Origin of the sequence: Rhodococcus sp. ACPA1 (genome assembly GCF_002300195.1) — a bacterium.
GTDB lineage: Bacteria > Actinomycetota > Actinomycetes > Mycobacteriales > Mycobacteriaceae > Rhodococcus_F > Rhodococcus_F opacus.
Genome location: NZ_NSDX01000006.1, coordinates 467899 through 484891 on the forward strand (window position 1 = coordinate 467899; position 16993 = coordinate 484891).

17 protein-coding genes and 1 pseudogene are annotated in these 16993 nt (G+C 65.5%); 11 read left to right on the forward strand and 7 right to left on the reverse strand.

All coding sequences use genetic code 11. The features are described 5' to 3' along the window. Positions 1-123 precede the first annotated feature (123 nt). Positions 124-468: a gas vesicle protein GvpO gene (gene gvpO, locus CJ177_RS31620; protein WP_005242351.1), complete on the reverse strand. Its 345-nt coding sequence runs from the start codon at positions 466-468 to the stop codon at positions 124-126. A gap of 446 nt (positions 469-914) precedes the next feature. Here gvpO and CJ177_RS31625 point away from each other — a divergent pair, with 446 nt between their 5' ends. Further along, positions 915-1748: an NmrA/HSCARG family protein gene (locus tag CJ177_RS31625; RefSeq protein ID WP_005242350.1), complete on the forward strand. Its 834-nt coding sequence runs from the start codon at positions 915-917 to the stop codon at positions 1746-1748. Between the two features lie 139 nt (positions 1749-1887). Here CJ177_RS31625 and CJ177_RS31630 read toward each other — a convergent pair whose 3' ends face one another. Beyond that, positions 1888-2469: a hypothetical protein gene (locus CJ177_RS31630; protein WP_095869396.1), complete on the reverse strand. Its 582-nt coding sequence runs from the start codon at positions 2467-2469 to the stop codon at positions 1888-1890. Positions 2470-2988: 519 nt separating this feature from the next. On the opposite strand from CJ177_RS31630, the gene CJ177_RS31635 reads away from it, so the two are divergent. The 3 genes from CJ177_RS31635 (at position 2989) to CJ177_RS31645 (ending at position 5817) form a co-directional block, all read left to right on the forward strand. Beyond that, positions 2989-3585 carry a helix-turn-helix domain-containing protein gene (locus CJ177_RS31635; RefSeq protein WP_226955506.1) on the forward strand — a complete coding sequence of 199 codons (597 nt, stop codon included), beginning with the start codon at positions 2989-2991 and terminating at the stop codon, positions 3583-3585. 18 nt (positions 3586-3603) lie between these two features. After that, complete coding sequence (locus CJ177_RS31640) at positions 3604-4794, forward strand: PIN domain-containing protein (RefSeq protein WP_095869397.1); 1191 nt, start codon at positions 3604-3606, stop codon at positions 4792-4794. Positions 4795-5448: 654 nt separating this feature from the next. After that, positions 5449-5817: a hypothetical protein gene (locus CJ177_RS31645; protein ID WP_156681903.1), complete on the forward strand. Its 369-nt coding sequence runs from the start codon at positions 5449-5451 to the stop codon at positions 5815-5817. Between the two features lie 849 nt (positions 5818-6666). On the opposite strand, the gene CJ177_RS31655 is transcribed toward CJ177_RS31645, so the two are convergent. Further along, positions 6667-7149 (reverse strand): GNAT family N-acetyltransferase, encoded by a 483-nt coding sequence (locus CJ177_RS31655; protein ID WP_005242341.1) that lies wholly within the window; start codon positions 7147-7149, stop codon positions 6667-6669. 225 nt (positions 7150-7374) lie between these two features. Between CJ177_RS31655 and CJ177_RS31660 the strand changes: the two genes are divergently transcribed. The 7 genes and pseudogenes from CJ177_RS31660 (at position 7375) to CJ177_RS31690 (ending at position 12165) form a co-directional block, all read left to right on the forward strand. Continuing rightward, positions 7375-7560, forward strand: coding sequence for a hypothetical protein (locus CJ177_RS31660; protein ID WP_143548725.1), 186 nt, complete (start codon positions 7375-7377; stop codon positions 7558-7560). Between the two features lie 135 nt (positions 7561-7695). Beyond that, the gene (locus CJ177_RS31665) at positions 7696-7944 is read left to right on the forward strand and encodes a hypothetical protein (RefSeq protein WP_025432708.1); all 249 of its coding nucleotides are present in this window, start codon (positions 7696-7698) and stop codon (positions 7942-7944) included. Positions 7945-7969: 25 nt separating this feature from the next. Beyond that, positions 7970-8239 carry a M48 family metallopeptidase gene (locus CJ177_RS48540; protein WP_257014759.1) on the forward strand — a complete coding sequence of 90 codons (270 nt, stop codon included), beginning with the start codon at positions 7970-7972 and terminating at the stop codon, positions 8237-8239. A 177-nt stretch (positions 8240-8416) separates the two neighbouring features. After that, the gene (locus CJ177_RS31675; RefSeq protein WP_095869399.1) at positions 8417-9163 is read left to right on the forward strand and encodes a Mut7-C RNAse domain-containing protein; all 747 of its coding nucleotides are present in this window, start codon (positions 8417-8419) and stop codon (positions 9161-9163) included. 753 nt (positions 9164-9916) lie between these two features. Further along, the gene (locus CJ177_RS31680) at positions 9917-11323 is read left to right on the forward strand and encodes a DUF2252 domain-containing protein (protein ID WP_095869400.1); all 1407 of its coding nucleotides are present in this window, start codon (positions 9917-9919) and stop codon (positions 11321-11323) included. 236 nt (positions 11324-11559) lie between these two features. Continuing rightward, positions 11560-11779 (forward strand): annotated as a pseudogene (locus CJ177_RS48545) (hypothetical protein). An 80-nt stretch (positions 11780-11859) separates the two neighbouring features. After that, the gene (locus CJ177_RS31690) at positions 11860-12165 is read left to right on the forward strand and encodes a hypothetical protein (protein WP_143548726.1); all 306 of its coding nucleotides are present in this window, start codon (positions 11860-11862) and stop codon (positions 12163-12165) included. Between the two features lie 504 nt (positions 12166-12669). Here the strand turns inward: CJ177_RS31690 and CJ177_RS31695 are convergent. The 4 genes from CJ177_RS31695 to nthA all read right to left on the reverse strand — a co-directional run bounded on the left by CJ177_RS31695 (position 12670) and on the right by nthA (position 16928). Next, positions 12670-14178 (reverse strand): YdiU family protein, encoded by a 1509-nt coding sequence (locus CJ177_RS31695; protein WP_095869402.1) that lies wholly within the window; start codon positions 14176-14178, stop codon positions 12670-12672. 123 nt (positions 14179-14301) lie between these two features. Beyond that, positions 14302-15528: a zinc metallochaperone GTPase ZigA gene (gene zigA / locus CJ177_RS31700; RefSeq protein WP_095869403.1), complete on the reverse strand. Its 1227-nt coding sequence runs from the start codon at positions 15526-15528 to the stop codon at positions 14302-14304. Positions 15529-15640: 112 nt separating this feature from the next. Beyond that, positions 15641-16279, reverse strand: coding sequence for a nitrile hydratase subunit beta (nthB, locus tag CJ177_RS31705; protein ID WP_095869404.1), 639 nt, complete (start codon positions 16277-16279; stop codon positions 15641-15643). Positions 16280-16304: 25 nt separating this feature from the next. After that, positions 16305-16928, reverse strand: coding sequence for a nitrile hydratase subunit alpha (gene nthA / locus CJ177_RS31710; RefSeq protein WP_005242320.1), 624 nt, complete (start codon positions 16926-16928; stop codon positions 16305-16307). Between the last annotated feature and the right edge of the window lie 65 nt (positions 16929-16993).

The following is a 16993-nucleotide window of genomic DNA, read 5'->3' on the forward strand; positions in this document are numbered from 1 at the left end:
CGAGGTGGTGTGTTCTCATGCTCTCCACGACACTCACCCTCCTGATAGTTCCTCGTCGACACGCGCACCGGCGTGAGCGCCGAGGACCTGTGGTGTGCGGGCGCGAACTTTCACCGGCACCTGTCACCGGGCGCCGTCGCTTCCGTCACGGTGGGGCTCTTCATCTTCGTCGATGGGCAGCGCTTCGTCTGCCACCTCGATGGCGGAGCCGCGCCGGTACCGGCGAGTCCTGCGGTACGACAGCAATTCTCCATCGAGGTCCAGCACCACCTCGTAGAGTGCGAGCATGTCCGCCGACGGAGGGATGTGCCGGTCGTCGACCACCTCCACTTCCACCGACCAGCCCTCCTCAGTCGGCATCACCGCCGTCGCGTTCTCCGACTCCTTTCCGATCACATCCGCGATGTCACGCAACGCGGCCGCAGCGGCCGCCGCTGCCGACACGGGCGGGGGATGTTCGTCAGCCATCCCAATCATCTCCTTCTCCTCCGGAGCGTCCGGTGTGAGCTGGGCATATGTGAATTCTTCTCTGATCGGTGGCCGGACACCAGGGGCGTGGGCGCCGCCTTCGGCAGCGAACTGACTGTTCGGTGCGAGTGCCGGAGCTTGCAGATGTCCGGCCCTGCTCGATGTTGGTCGGGCCACCTGGGTGCTTCTCTACCGGGCTCCATCTATCACGCGAACCGAGCAGAGACTCGGATGAATGCTTGCACGGCGGGTTCGAGGATTGCACCCGGGTTGGCTGTCCTCGTCTCTCTCCTGAATGTCGTGATCGGGCCGTTTCGTCTTCCATCCGAGGGTCGCTCGTTGTCATCCATCGGCCAACTGAGGACATCGAACAGGGGCACACGTTTTGGTGAGCGGACGGAGTCTGCGAGTACGCTGGCCCGGTCGAGAAGAGAGGTGTTGTGCCCATGAGTGAGCCGTATGCGGTGGTCGGAGCGACGGGTGGTCAAGGAGGCGCTGTCGTCGACGCGCTGCTCGAACGAGGGTGTGAGGTTCGAGCTCTTGTCCGTCGAAGCTCTTCTCGCTCAGATGCGTTGCGCCTGCGAGGCGTCGACATTGCCGTGGCCGATATCACCGATCGGGCTGCGATCGCGTCTGCCGTCGATGGGTGCGCGGGCGTGTTTGCCATGACGACGCCTTTCGAAGACGGCCCGGAAGCGGAGATCGCTCAGGGCGCCGCACTTGTCGGCGCGTTCAGTGATTCCGGTGTTCCACACGTAGTGTTTTCTTCGGTGGCCGACGCGGACAAGAGCACCGGGGTCCCGCATTTCGACACGAAGGCGGCGACCGAGTCGTTGCTGCAAGAATCATCCGTTCCGTACACGATCGTCGGGCCGACCTACTTTTATGACAACCTGCTCGGTGGACTCGACGGCATCCGCCGAGGCCGGCTCGATCTGCCTCTGCCAGTCGATACCCCGCTGCAGCAGTTGTCGCGGCGCGACCTCGGTCGGTTCGTTGCGCTCGTGTTCGACGATCCGGACCGATTCGTCCGGACACGAATCGACCTGGCGTCGGATGATCCGACGCCACGTCGGATGGCCGAGGTGCTCAGTAACGTGCTGGGCACGCCGGTTCACGCCCACTCGTCCGACGCGGACGCCATCGCATCGCCGGACATGCGCGCTATGTTCCGCTTCCTTACCGACACCGGGTACGACGCGAAGATCGGCGAACTGGGTCGGCTCTACCCCGAGGTGGGGTGGCAGAGCTTCGCCGATTGGGCCGCCCAGTTGGCGTGACGTCCGCGGAGAGCACGAGGTCGACGGGTTCGGTGTCGAAGTGGTCGCGCAGGGCCAGGTCCAGGTCCAGGTCGGTGCGCCGGCGTCGGTCAACCCGAAGACGAGTGGGTCGTCGCTGCTGGTGGCAATCGCGAGGTCGTTAGTGGCGTTTGTCGGTCGGGGTAGGGCGGGTGCCCGGTGGCGGGGTCGCGGCGCGAGCGAGTTCGGCTACGCGGTCGGCCAGTTCTCCGGTCAGTGTCGTGTCGGGTTCGGTGCTCGCAGCGTCCGCGAGCTGGGTGATGACGGTGTTGGTCGTCGGGGGGTGCTCGAGTCGGTGTTGCGTCTCGATGTCTTCGAGGTGCTCGGCGAGTAAGTCGGTGTCGAGTTGGTGGGCCGCCTTCTCATTCAGTTCGGCGGTCTCGACGGTCGTAGACCGAGGGGCGGTCTCGGAGTCAGCTGCAGCGATATCCGGTGCGCTGGGATCGTGATCGGTGTCGGATGCAGTGCCGGAGACCGTGGTTGTGCGGGGTGCGGTGTCGGCGGCATCGTGGGCTCGGTCCTGGTGACCGAGCACGGTGCCGACGGCACAATCGAGCAGGCTGAGACTGCCCCGGTACAGCCGCCGGACCGGTGCTGCGGGTGCCAGGTGCGCGATTACCTGTTCGTCGATCAGGTGCAGCGGGTAGCGCGCGATCGTGTACTGCACGCGCAGAACAGCCAGAGGGAGTGCGGTGATGTTCATGAGGCCTCTATGTTCGGGTGAAGGGCTAGGACTGGGGGCGTCGCTGAGGGTTCTAATCCGGCACTGCCGATTGGGTACGCCCCCACCGCCTTGACGTCGCGTCGGGTCCGGTCGGTCCAACTCGCGTACTGGCGGAGATCTCGACACGTCCGTCCCTCGACACGGGCGGGACCACCGGCCGGGTCGCCGGTCCCGGGGACCGACGGAGGCTTTCGGACATCACCCGTTGCCACCACAGGTGCAACGGACTCGGATCCGGCCACCGAATCGGATCGTCTTCCGATCGGAACTCAGGGCCGCTGCCGCTAGTGGAGTCTGCTTCTTCGATGCGAGGCACGGTCTGTACACCCTCTCGGTCAGACGCATCCGGTCGGTCGAATGCGCCGCTGGTTCGACGTCAGCCACCGTCACCGGCTACCGGCGTCGTCGCCTGCGGTCCGGTTACCCGAAACAGCGTCCGACTACCCACGCATGATGCCAATGGCGGCCCGGCGTCATCCCGGCTGCGAGGCAAACACGATGGCGGAATCCGTCGATCTCGTTGCACGGGTCGACGGTGCGGCCGACTTGCGCGGCGTGGTCGGGTGCCCGTCACCCACCGTCCCCGAACGATTCCACCCGCATTGTGTGTTCGTTTTTTTCGTTTTATGGTGGGGTATGGGTGCTGGGATGAACCACACGGTGTTGCCGCCGGCCACCGACGATCGGGACCTTCTCGCCGCGCTGAAGGCCGTTCTCACTGGTCATGAGCAGGTGTCGATCTCGACCCCGGAGGGGTCGGTGCCGCTGCCGGACAGTGTTCTGGGGTTGCTCGTGGACGCGGTCACCGCCCTGGATCAAGGGCAGGCGGTCACGGTGGAGCCGCATCGCACAGTATTGACGACGCAGGAGGCCGCGGAACTGTTGGGCATCACCCGGCCGACGTTGGTGCGGTTGCTGGAGGCGGGGAAGATCCCGTACACCTCGCCCGGCCGGCATCGGCGGGTGGAGTTGGCGGACGTGCTCGAATACCTGCAGCGCGAGCGTGTGCGCCGCGGCCAGGTGTTCGACGAGATGGCGCACGAGGAAACCCCGGACCCCGGCGACGCCACTGACGGCTTCGTGTCGACCCGCTGATCCGGGGGAGGGCGCCGTATGGCTGTCTTTCGGGTGGTTCTGGACGGGTGCGTCCTGCTTCCCCAGACTCTGAACAATCTGCTGCTCGCCCTCGCCGATGCCGAGTTGTTCCGGCCGGTGTGGACGCCGGATCTGCTCGACGAGGTCGAGCGCACCCTGTCCGGCGAGAGGTTCGGTAAGTCGCCGGAGCAGGCGGCGCGGCGAGTGCAGCAGATGCGCAGAGCATTTCCCTTCGCGGAGGAGGAGTCACGCGGCTACCGGGAGCTGATCCCGGCGATGACGACCGAGCCGAAGGACCGGCATGTTCTGGCTGCGGCGGTGCGGTCCGGTGCGGGTGTGATCGTGACCGCAACCCTGGCGGATTTCCCGAAGGCGGCCCTCGATCCGTTCGACGTCGAGGCGATCCATCCCGACGAATTCCTCTGCGATCTGCTCGATCTGGACCCGGACGCGGTGTTCGAGTGCCTGCGCGTGCTGGTGGACCGAAATATGTTCCCGCCGCGCACGGTAGGGGAGCTGCTCGAGTTGCTGGAGCGGCTGACCCCGCGGTTCGTCGACACCGTCCGCGCATTGCTCGTCGCCCGGGGCGAGGTTCCCGACGTTGGTGCGGTGCCGGCGGCGTCCTCCCTTCCGGAGTTGACCGACGAACAGATCAGCGCCGTACCGGCCGAGATGCGGGAGGCCTACCTCGAGCTTCGTGCGATGGATCCGGCGGAATTGTTGCGGTTCCTCGGGCATACGCGGCTGGTGAGTGCGGCGTGGGCGTTCTTGACATCGGTATGCGTGGACGGTGATCTGCTGTCGGTGTGGCCGAACGTGGATCCCGACTTCCGGGCGGTCCTCGCATGGCGGTGGGTGCGGGACAACCATTATCAGATGACGGTTGACGGTTGGGAGGGTGAGGCGGTCGCTTCGGCCCTCTCAGGTCCGGCGCCGGATCATCCGCTGTGGGTGCATTTCGAGCGTGTGCATGTGCGGTCGTTCCGGGCGATGCTGCCGGATCCGGCGACGTGGGGGATAGGTACCGGCACAAGGATCGTCGGCCCCGGTGTGGAGGTGCTCTATGTGCACGAGATGTCGACGCTCGAGAGCGGTGTGTGGGAGCCGAACGTTCCCCGGCCGGTGTTTCCGATCCTGATGCATCTCGTCGACGATCGGTGGCTGGTGCGGAACCTGGGGTCTGAGGAGGACCCTGCCGCCAGGACATGATTCCTTCGCACTCACCCCATCCGATGTTTCCCCAGAATGAAGAACACGATGCTCGGCTGCTTGTCGCTCATGCCTCATCCCGCCTGCGGTCGTGACCCTCTGTCGTCCGGTCGGGGCCGAGCACGCGTCCTGCACCGGGAGTGACCACCCCGGGGTGTCGGACCTTCCGGGCGGCTCGGAAAGGCCGACACAGAAACGGCAATCCGTCGGACAGAGTTCAGGCCAGCGATTTGAAGATCGATGGACTGGCCGGCTCCCGCTGAGGAACGATGACAGGCACGTCCCGAAAGCCGGCCCATGTCCGGAACGAGCTGTCTGCACGGGTCGCGATAGCCCCGTCCGGCGAAGGAATCCCGAATCGGGGCGACGAACGGGACACCAATTGATCTGTCCTGGATAGTTATGAGCAATTTCGGGTTGTCTCTCATTCGACCATTGCTGAGGCCTCGGGCTGTGAGACACCGGAGCGGATCCCCTGTGGGATTGGATGCTTCGCAATAGTTCAGCCAGAGACGTCAGTACCCCATCCTGGACGGCACTGAGTCGACCCGACCTACCCTCGACGACCGGGCGCATCAATGGTCACTCTTGCGTCCTCGCCCGCGATGTCAGAATTGCCCTACCTGGGGCGACTGTCTCAGAATGAAAACATTCGTGTCCCGCAAGGATAAGTGTTTGCGGTTCCGCGGCACTACAATTGAATGCGTTACTGTGCTTCTCGCCCAGATCCCGGGGGCCTTCGACTTGGTGACCGGGCTGCTGCCTACGACACTGATCTCGCCCGCGTGGGGACAGCAGGCGCAGGATTCGGACTTCATGACAGACCTCAACGCAGGTGGTGACACCGTCGCGGGTACCGAATACACCACCATCGGCTCACGAGTCGACGAAGTGGTCCAGCCGAACACGAGCATTGCGCTGCGCGATTCGGCGGCAACGAATGTCATGATTCAAGACCTGTGCCGCAAAATCAGACCGGCCATTTCCGGATGCCGTATGACCCCTTCACTCTGCAGCTCATAGTCAACGCGCTGGATCCTGACTCCGCCGTGACTCCTGCTTGCGTGACTGTGCCCTTCGGTGCCGGCGTGCTGGACATGATTGTCGCCGACAACTTCTGATCGGCAAGTCCGGCCCGCGTTCACGGACGATCATGATGGCGTGTGACCGAGGGTGTACCTGCAGCTCAGTTGGCGGTTTCTCAGACCTCGAGGACCGGCTCACGTAAGTCGCTGTTGCGGGCGCCCTGGAGATTGATTCCGGTTGTCCGCGCAGATCCTGCCCTCGACTTGACACCGGGCATACCCCACGACGATCTCGGCCATCAGGACACGCTGGTCCGTCATGGGCTACCTATACGGGACCCACATGCAGGACTGATAACCAGGACTCGATTCGGAGAGTCCGCCTTTGAGCCCGATCGTGTCCGGAAGCGTCGAGGGTTGTCCTGTAGGGGGATCGACAGACAGGACGGTTATCGCATCGCGGAGATTCTGCTCTGGGCCGGCCCTGCGGTGTTTCCCCTGCTGCGCTTTTACGCCGACGATCACCTCGGCGTCTGTGTTGCGGCGTTTACCGACGTCGATCAGAAACCTGGGTCTCTACTCGCGTACGCTGGCCCGATCGTGCCTTCCTTACCGTGAGGGTTGCGCAATGTCACCCTGTTTCCCGCCAGCGGAGCACGGCGTACGGGCGGTGCGCATCAATGTCGATTGCATCTGATTTGCCGACCAGATCGGCGTGGACCATCGCAGGCAACCGGTTGAGCACTGCCTCGACCGAGGACGGGTCGGCCGGATCCGAGCGTCTGCCGACTTGCGCGCATCGAGCCGTTCGGGCTCGATCGAGCGCGGGGGAGTGGGGCGGGCCCGCCTACGCGGGGTCGAGGTGGCGCTCGAACTCGATTTCATCCCGAAGCGGGACCTTGTAGTAGCCCACGTCGGGGATGTCCGGCTTCAGGGTCCGTCTCGCCTCGTCCACTGCGCCGCATCGAACGGCCGACAGGCGGAAGCCGCGCCGCTGGTAGAACTGCATCGAGTCGAGGTTGTCGTTCGTCGTGACCAACCACAGTCGCGAACAGCCTTGTGCACGGGCGACTTCGGCGATGCGTTCGATGAGTGCCGTGCCGACGCCACCCCATTGGCCGGATGCGCGCATGTTCACGATTTCGCAGTTCGTGCCGTCGATGTCGTAGATCAGCACCCCGACCGTCTCGTCGTCGGTCGATGCGATCAGGGCCGGGCGGTCGCGTGCGTCGACCAACTCGCCGCGCCGGGCGATCTGGGTGGTGTGTTGCGCCTGGAGGAAGGACGTCAGGCGTGGCTCTCCTGCGGGTACCTCATAGATGTCGACCATGGTCCCTATTTTCCTCGCCCCATCGAGGCTAGACCAGGGTGGATCTGTCGGGTTGGGTCAGGATCACATGTCCATGCCGCCGTTGACGCTCTACACCTGTCCGGTGATCTAGGAGGAGGCGTCGGCGGCCAGGAAGTGCACGACCCGTGCGACCTCCTCGGGCCGTCCCCCGCCACCGTGCCGGCCGTTCCGCCGAACCTCAGTTACCACGCCCCGTGGGAGCGCATGGACCAGCCCGTCCGAACCGCCCTCCTCCGACTGGCGCCCGCAACCGTTGTGACCGCACAGATCGAGATCGCCCTCACTCGCGCCGACGCACACGACGTACTCATTCGCGACCCCGACGGCCGCTACCGCCTGCCGCGCAGCCTGCGACTGTTCCTGCGAGCCCTCGCCGACGAATACCGATGATCGGCCCTGAGGTTTCGGCACGCTTTGTGTGGCCACGATCGATCCGGGAACGGCGGCTGTTTACCGATCGGTCAGCGGCAGCGACGATGTCGTGCTTATGATCCGGGCGTGTCGCCGAGCGGAAGGTGCGGGCGGATGTCGGAGAAGGGGAGCACGCCGGAACCGGAGCCCGGTGCGCTGGGTGTCGGTGCCCGGGTGCTGGTGCGCCGGCGGTCGGAGTCGGCGCAGAGGGGTCGGATTGTTGAGGACTACGCCGAACTGACCGATACCGGCGAACGTGGTCATGCCTGGGCGCCGGTCCATCGGTGGGCGGTCGCCCTCGACGACGGGCGTCTGGTCTTCGTCGACACCGACGACCTCACCGCGGATCCCGGCAGGCGGTGATCGGGCGAGCCGCTGCCCCGCTGCCATGGCCGGTGCGCGCGGGGTGCGGTGTCTCGCCGTGGTCGAGGGAGCGGCTATTGGAGGGCGGGTGCCTCCGGAGAACATCGAGTCGTGCAGGTCGATCTCGGTGGGGATTGCTCCGGTGCGGCTACGAGTTGGTCCCCAGACGATCGAAGTCGCCGATCTCGGCAACAAGTGGGGCTCAGCGCTCCCCAATGGGCACGTGCGCATTCACTGGGGCCAACGCCCTGCATTCGTCGATCATGTGCTGGTACATGAGCTCGCACATCTGTGAGACGCACCATGGGCCGGCGTTCTGGCAACTCCTCGTTACGGCGAGTGTTTGGTGGGATAGTCGTGTATCCGCGGCGGACCTGCGCGTCTGGACGCGAGCGCCGGAGCTGCACGGGACTGGCGGCGACGCACCCGCACGAGGTTGCGCCGGGCCGCCGCTCGGCGAGACCATGGTGCGGTGGCCGGCTGTGTGGACGTCCGGGCGTACGCCGAGCTCAATGACTTTCTGGCCGCTGAGTCTCGCGACCTGGCGGTGCGTCGGGCGTTCCGTCCACACCAGACGGTGAAGGACGTCATCGAGGCGATGGGCATACCCCACACCGAGATAGACCTCATCCTGGTCAACGGCGAGCCGGTGGACTTCGCGCATCGGCCGCGGGACGGCGATCGAATTGCGGTGTACCCGGCCTTCGAGACACTCGACATCCCACCGGTGGCACGGCTGCGGCCGGCGCCGCTGCGCGAGCCACGGTTCGTCGCCGACGTCAACCTGGGTCGGCTGGCCCGCTTGCTTCGGCTCTTGGGGTTCGACGTTACCTGGGCGTCCGACGCGGAGGACGAGACGCTGGCGTTTGTCAGCCGGGAACAGGAGCGGTTCCTTTTGACCCGTGACCGGGGGTTGCTCAAACGTCGGGCGATTACGCACGGACTTTTCGTGCACGCCGACCGGCCGTTCGATCAGACCGTCGAAGTCGTCCGCCGCCTCGACCTCGGGGGACAGCTCGCCCCGTTCACGCGGTGCCTGCGCTGCAACGGCCCACTGGTCGCAGCGCCCAAAGCCGAGGTGATCGATCGGCTCGAGCCGCTGACGGCCCGGTACTACGACGAGTTCGGCCGCTGTACGGAATGCGGTCAGATCTACTGGCCCGGATCGCACCATCCACAGCTTCAATCAATCGTGAAGGCGATCGGCGCCGAACTGTGACCTCGGCTCACCCGAGATCATCGTGAGAACCGCACACAATTCGCAGCCCCCGTCGCCTTGGTGATGAGTCTCGCCGACAACGAACACACCTTCCCCGTGTGGGACTTTCGCGCCGACGGGCCAGCACATCAGCCTTGATTCGCCGCGACGGTGCACTTCTGACAGCCTACTTGGGCGGTTGACTTGTGCGGTCCGCGCGGATTGCCCGCTCGCATCCCGCGCGGTCGTCCAACGGTTCACACCGCATCTCCAGTCCGTCCCCTGCGACGGTTGTCGCATGTTGCAGGGATGCTCCCGGACGAGCCGGTCGAGTCCACCGTTTGCAGACGGTGACATCGGTTCAAGGACGCTGCCGTCGACGAAGGCTTCGATATTTCACCCCCCTGCCTCGGATGCCGTTCACTGTTGCAACTGCGGCCGACACCGAGGAGTTCTCGGGCAGCCGCGAACTAATCTAGGACAGCGCAGAGGGCTGACGAAGTGATATGGGGAGGGGCGGGCGACGTACGAGAACTGTCGGGCGACACCCGCTCCGCCCCGCACCGGCCGTCAGGGATGAAGTGCCCCGGCAACCGGGTGGACGGCTAGCGACCGTTCGCCGCGAGTGTGAGGTACCCGTCGATATGCTGCACGCATCCTTACTGCTCACAGCGAAGAGACGGTGATCGAGTTGTCTGATGCGCAACGTGGCCAACCGGACAAGCCGCACGTCGTGGTGGTCGGCGCGATCCTCGACGTCGGCGCGCAGTAACCGTGGACGCGCACATCGTGTTGCCGACCATCGACGGGCAGTCGTTCGCGTCGTTGCGCCGCCGGGCCACGCCGAGGGCGGAGCGGTTCGCACTCGGCAAACGCCTGCGCAAGCAGACACCGCGGTCCGCGCTCGGCGAGTGGCGCGCACCGGACGATCGCCCCGATGTGGTGGATCAGATCGGTGTGTCGCACCACGGTCGGGTGGAATCGCTCATACCGGTCAGGGTGGGGCGGATGGCGGCCTCGCCGTACGGTTTTCTGCGGGGCACCGCGATCGTGATGGCCCAGGACCTCGCCGGGCTGCCGGCGACCGGAATCCAGCCGGTGATATGCGGGGACGCGCATCTGGGCAACTTCGGGTTCTACGCCCCGCCGGAGCGCGACCTGGTGCTGGATCTGAACGACTTCGACGAGGCGCATCCCGGCGGCTGGGAATGGGACCTGCGCCGTTTGACTGCGAGCATCTGGGTGGCGGGCCGGCAGAACTCGGCGACCGAGGGGCAGTGCGAGAGTGCAGTGCAGTCCTGCGTCGCCACCTATCGCGAGCATGTGCGCTGGCTCGCGGAACAACCATTGCTGGCGCGCTCGTTCGAGCGACTCGACCTCGACCGGCTGCAGACGACGGCGTCGGACGAGTCGCTGCGCCACGAGATCACCCGCGCCGCGGAGCGGGCTCGGCGCCGCGTCAGCGACCGGGCGCTGCCCCGATTCACCGAGCAGGACGAAACCGGCCGGCGCATCGTGGAGGAGCCGCCGCTGATCACCCGGGTGTCCGAGGCGGAGGCCGAGAATCTCGCCGCCGGGCTCGACGAATACCTCACCACGCTGCCCAGCCACTGGGCACGGCTGCTCAGTGGTTACACCGTCGTCGACGTCGCGCACAAAGTGGTCGGCGTGGGCAGCGTCGGATTGCGTGCCTACGTCGTGCTGTGCGAAGGTAGCAGTGCCGACGACGTGCTGTTCCTGCAGCTCAAGCAGGCGCGTCGATCCGTCGTGGCGCGCTTCGTACACGGCGAGTCCGCCTGGCACGACCACCAGGGCCGGCGCGTGGTCGAGTACCAGCAGGCCCTGCAGACCGTCAGCGATCCGTTGCTCGGCTGGACCACGGTGGAGGGCCGGCAGTACTACGTGCGGCAGTTCCGGAACATGAAGGGCACGGTCCCGATCGACAACCTGAGCGCGGCAGCGCTGACCGACTACGCCGGCATCTGCGGGCGCCTGCTAGCGAAGGGCCACGCGCGGACCAGTGGTGCGTCGATGATCGGCGGCTACGTCGGAAAGTCGGACACGCTCGACGTCGCACTGAGCCGGTTCGCGCACGCCTACGCGGATCAGACCGAACGCGACCACGCGACTTTGGTCGACGCGGTGAAGCGGGGGAAGTTGCCGTGTGAGCCGCCGACGTGAATCGGTGTGTATTTGTCGTCCGGCTTCGCGGCGGCCACACTCTGGTCGCCCGCCCGTCGCGGCAGTTTCGTGGCGGTCGTTTCAATCGTTCTACTTCGGCTCGAGCCTGGCGATGCCGCTAGTCGCGACCTTGGAGCTTTGTTCCCCGGGAACACCGCCGAGGGAGAACGTTCGAAACGCATGCCCGAGAAAGGCGACAAGAAACCGGAGCTCCGAACCCTGACCGTGGGCACCGGGTGCTGGTTCAGAGACAGCTCGGACAAGCCGCGCCCGGTGCGATCGTCGAGGACTACGCCGAACTGACCGATACGGCCGAACGCGGGCACGAGTGGGCGCCTGTACATCGGTGGGCGGTCGCCCGTCGACGACGGACGTCTGGTCTTCGCCGATACCGCTGACGTCACCATCGCGCCCGGCACCCGGAGGTCCGGTCGGGGGGCCGGCGCAACTGGCTGAGCGGCCGCCGCGGCTGTGCCGCCAAGCGCGACAGCATACTCAGGCATATCCGCCCGCTTTATTCGGTGGTCAGTGAGGACTTGAGCACTGAGCGAGCGCAGGTGAACCCGGTCCTGGAGGCGATGCGGGTGTTCGATGTGTATCCGCACGGCTCGTTCACCTCGTTCGGGTCGAATCCACCGCCGATCGAGTATTGGGTGAGTCCTGGTGTTCATTCGGGGTCCTGGGCTGGTGCGTACCACGGGCACGGTGACCGCTGGTCGGTACTGCACCTTCCTGCGTCGTGGGTCGAGGCGCCCGCCGACGAACAACGCCTGGGCGCCGCTGTTGCCTTCACCGCTGTGGACCAGGCCCCGGCGGCTTGGCCTGCCGACGGTCGGATCTGAGCCGCACGAATGAGGATCGGCACCGGCCACATCAGGTCGTCCCATTGGTGTCGTCGGGCGTTGACAACGTGGTACACGGGATCACGTGAAGTCATGGCTCAGTGGATGAATCGGCAGACGCACAGAGGCTTTGCATGTGGCGGTCCAGGGCGGAAGCGCTGGGGGCGACCGAACGGTATGTGTCCGGGACCAGCGGATCTCGGATCACTGTAGGTTGTTTCTGTCGTCGGCGCCCCGCGCCACCGCCAGGGGACCTTCCCGGGTGCGTCATCGACGCCATCTTGCACCGGCGTTTCCCAGGAGACCGTGTGCGCCCGGAACGCCCGCTCCGCGGACGAATGTGGTCAGCAACTCGAAGAGCCCTCAGGCCACGTCGATCGCCTGACCCATTCCCACACGGCCGTTGCGGCGAACACCGCGACACCGCTGCGTTCCTGTGTACGTAGCCGCTCCGAGTTCACTCGACGCGAACGTTGCCTCGAGTCAGCGATGTTCACTTGGAAGTTAAGTGCCGCAGAAGGTTTGGAAGATTTTACTGAATGACTGTGGGGCGGGTGTGGTGTAGTCGGACCACTCGTCGCGGCGGTCGAACGGATGCGTGACGACCTCGAGTAGCTTCTCGAACGGAGCGAGCTCCCCGTCGGTCGCGGCGCGCAAAGCAGCATCGAGCTGATGATTGCGCGGAATGTACAGCGGGTTGACGCGGTCCATCGCGTCCGCGGTCTCCGCCGCCCCGCGCCCATGTTTGGGCAGGGCGCCGCGCCAGCGTTCCAACCACGGCCCTATCTGCTCGCGCGGTACGAGGCCGTCGAGCGGCGTCGAATTTCCGCGTAGTTCGTCCGCGAGAGCACGAAAGGTCCCCGTCCAGTCGGCACCGTGGTGCTTCAACAGCGTCAGCAGGTCGTCGACCAGCGCTCGATCGACGAGCGTGCCGGACAATCCGAGCTTTGCCGCCATACCGGCCGCGTAGTGGCTGTCGTAACGCTCGTCGAAGGTCTCGAGGACTGCCGAAACCGCGGCAATCGCGTCATTCGGCGTGGAATCGATGAGCGTCAGTAGCGTTTCCGCGAAGCGCGCCAGATTCCACTTCAGGACTGCGGGCTGGTTGCCGAACGCATAGCGGCCGCCGTGGTCGATCGAACTGAACACTGCGGCCGGGTCGAACGAGTCGAGGAAGGCACACGGACCGTAGTCGATGGTCTGACCCGAAATGGTCGTGTTGTCGGTATTCATCACCCCGTGCACGAAACCGGTGAGCATCCATTTCGCCACCAGTGAGGCCTGCGCCTCCACCACCGACTCGAAGAACGTCAGGTAGCGGCTACCTTCACGCTCCGCCGGCAGTTCGGTCAGCTCCGGGTAGTGGCGGGCGATCGCGTAGTCGGCGAGCCGCTCCAAGACCTCACCCGGCCGCACCGCGTATTCAAAGGTGCCCACCCGCAGGTGACTGGCCGCGACCCGTGCGAGCACGGCACCGGGCTCGGCGCCGTATCGGCGAACGTGCTGGCCCGTCGCGACCACCGACAGAGCGCGGGTAGTGGGAATGCCCAGGGCGTACATGGCCTCACTGACCAGATATTCGCGCAGCATCGGGCCGACCACCGCGAACCCGTCGCCGCCCCGGGAGAATGGCGTGGGCCCCGAGCCCTTCAGATGTAGATCCACCCGCTGTCCATCACTGTTCACCAGTTCGCCGAGCAGCAACGCCCGACCATCCCCGAGGAGCGGTGCGTATCCACCGAACTGATGGCCCGCATACGCCATCGCCACCGGCTTGGCCCCGGCGGGCGCCGTCGATCCGGACAGGACACCGACCCCGTCCTCGCTTCGCAATGCCTGGACTTCCAACCGGAGCGACGCCGCGAGCTGCTCGTTGAGCACGAGCAACACGGGGTCAGGCGTACGAGCACCCTGCCATGGCACAGTCAAGGCGCCCAGCTCGTCGGCGAAGGTGCTCTCGAGGCCGGTCACCGCTGTATTCGTGCCCACCGTGGAATTCGGGAATGCAGCCATTATCCGAGCGTAACCACCGCAGGCCCTGTCTCGCCGTCCGGGCCGAGCAGGCCTTCTTCTCGACCTGCGGCAGCTCACTGTCGCAGCCGCGCCCGAGGTGTTGTCGATCGGGGAAGGTCGAGGTCAGACGGTGGTTGTTTGGACCATGGTGCTGGTGACCTGGTCGGTACGGCCGTCGCCGAGTGGGTCGGGCCATGTTGTCCAGGTGTCGGGGCCGAGTTCGATCTCGGCGGTGGTCAGCAGACACGCGTCGAGTTGACGGCGCAGTGCGTCGGGGTCGATTCCTTGACCGATGAAGACGAGTTCTTGCCGGCAGTCACCGACGGGCTCTTCCCATCTGTCGAGTATTCCCGCGCGGCGGTAGTCGTCTTCGGGCCAGTAGGTCTCGGGCAGGAATTTCCACCAGTGTCCGATATAGCCGTGTCGGATCAGGTGGCCGGCCTGGGAGATGCTGCCGATCTCGGTGAATCGGGTCGCGTTCCAGTAGTAGCCTTTGGCGCGCAGGAGACGCCCGTTTGCCCATTCACTGGTGAGGAGGTCGTGCAGCCGCCCGGGGTGGAAGGGGGCGCGTTCACGGTAGACCACGGAACTGATTCCGTATTCCTCCGTCTCAGGGGTGTGTTCTCCCTGGAGTTCTTGGAGCCATCCGGGTGCCTGGGCGGCCTTCTCCAAGGAGAACAGGCCGGTGTCCAAAATGGTCTCGAGCGGGATCACGCCGTGGGACATCGACTGTATGCGGGCGGTCGGATTGAGTGAACGCAGGACTGCGGTCAGTTCGGTCAGGTGCTCTGCCGTGACGAGGTCGGATTTGCTGACCAAAATGACATCGGCGAACTCGATCTGATCGACCAACAGGTCGGAGATGTCGCGTTCGTCGTCAGGTGCGTCGGCCTCGACGCGTCCGCCGGTCTGGTAGTCGTGAAGGAAGCTGTGGGCGTCGACGACGGTCACCATGGTGTCCAGGCGGGCGACATCTGCCAGAGCGTGTCCGTCGGTGTCGATGAAGGTGAACGTCTCAGCGACCGGTAGCGGCTCGGAGATGCCGGACGACTCGATCAGGAGATAGTCGAATCGTCCGGCGGCGGCCAGTGCACTGATTTCCGCGAGAAGGTCCTCGCGCAGGGTGCAGCAGATACAGCCGTTGGTCATCTCGACGAGCCTTTCTTCCGAGCGGCTCAGTGAGATCTCCCGTTCGACTTCGGCGCTGTCGATGTTGATCTCGCTCATGTCGTTGACGATGACGGCCACCCGCCGGCCTTCGCGGTTGCGCAGGATCTGGTTGAGGAGGGTGGTTTTCCCGGCCCCCAGGAACCCTGACAGCACGGTCACAGGAAGTCGTGTGTCGGCCATTGCTTTGAATCCTTCCGCGGGGTCGGGGGAGTCCCGGCTAGGGGGCGTCGGCAGGTACGCGCACTCGCGATGCGTACCCGCCGACGCCGTCGGTGACAGTGTGGGCAGCGGGTCAGGCTGCCGGTTCGAGGTATCCCTCGAACAGGTCGACTACGACGCTGCCGGCGTCGGTGTCGTCTCCGAACAGGGCCTCGGCCGCGAACTCGACGTGGTAGGTCGGTTCCTCGCCGGCGTCGGCGCGGCCGTGGCCGATGGCGTCGGGGAACGGCCATCTGTCGCTGGTGCGGTGGGTGACGGTCCCGACCCGGCCGCGGCAGTAGGCGGGCATGCGGATATGCCCGGGAACGTACTCGTCGCGGACCCGGACACGTTGCCCGACAGTGAAGGTGATCGTGTCGGTGCGGGCCGGACGTCCCGCCGACTCGGCCGGGCGGGACAGGGGGAAGGGGCCCCCGGCGAGGGCTTCGAGTTCGTGGTGGGTGAGGATGCCCTTTTCGACCATGAGGGTGGCAACGCCGATGACGTACCTCTCGTAGTAGGGCGTCATCATGTAGTGGCGGGGTTCCATCCGTTCGACGACGTGGCGGACCTCGTCGACACTGAATGCGCCCAGGTCCGCCGCTCCGAGGAACAGCAGGCTGTAGGGCAGGTGTTCCCACTCGGCGTGGAAGGTGGGGCCGATGTCGGCCTCCACGGTGTGGGGGACCTTGCCGAATCCTTGAACACCGGCGAGATCGTGTACTCCATCCATGGGTCTATCTCCTTTGGTTCGGTGGTCAGTTGGCGGGGACCTGCGGGACTGCGACCCCGATCAGGCAGTCCTTGGTCACGATCTGTTGCAGTTGCTCTCGGCTCCAGCCTTCGGTGCCTGCCGGCCGTTGGGGGAGCACGATGTAGCGGGTCTCGGCGGTGGTGTCGTACACGCGGATCTCGACATCCTCGGCGATGTCGGTGCCCATCTCCGACAGCACTTTTCGAGGCTCACGGACGACGCGCGCACGGTACTCGAAGCTCTTGTACCAGGTCGGCGGCAACCCGAGGATGGGCCACGCGGTGCACGAGCAGAGGGAGCATACGATCACGTTCTTGAGGGTCGGGGTGTCTTCAAGTGCCACGATGTATTCGCCCTGCGGACCCAGATAGCCGTACTGGTCCACGGCCGCGGTGCCGTCGGTGAGGAGTAGGTTGCGGAATTCCGGGTCGGTCCAGGCCCGCGCGACGAGTTCGGCGCCCCGTTTCGGGCTGAAGTCCTCCTCGAATGTCTTTTTCCACCCTTCGGTGTAACCCTCTGGGACCAGACCCTTTCCGTCGAGCGCACGGAACAGTGCCCACGCGCGATCCGACGCCGGCGCTTGAGCTGGTGCCGCATTGTCTGGTGTGTGTTCGATCGTTGCCGACATTGTTTCCACTTTCTGTAGGGGCTGATACTTGTGAAGTGGGTTGCCTGAGTGGGCGGGTAGGGCGC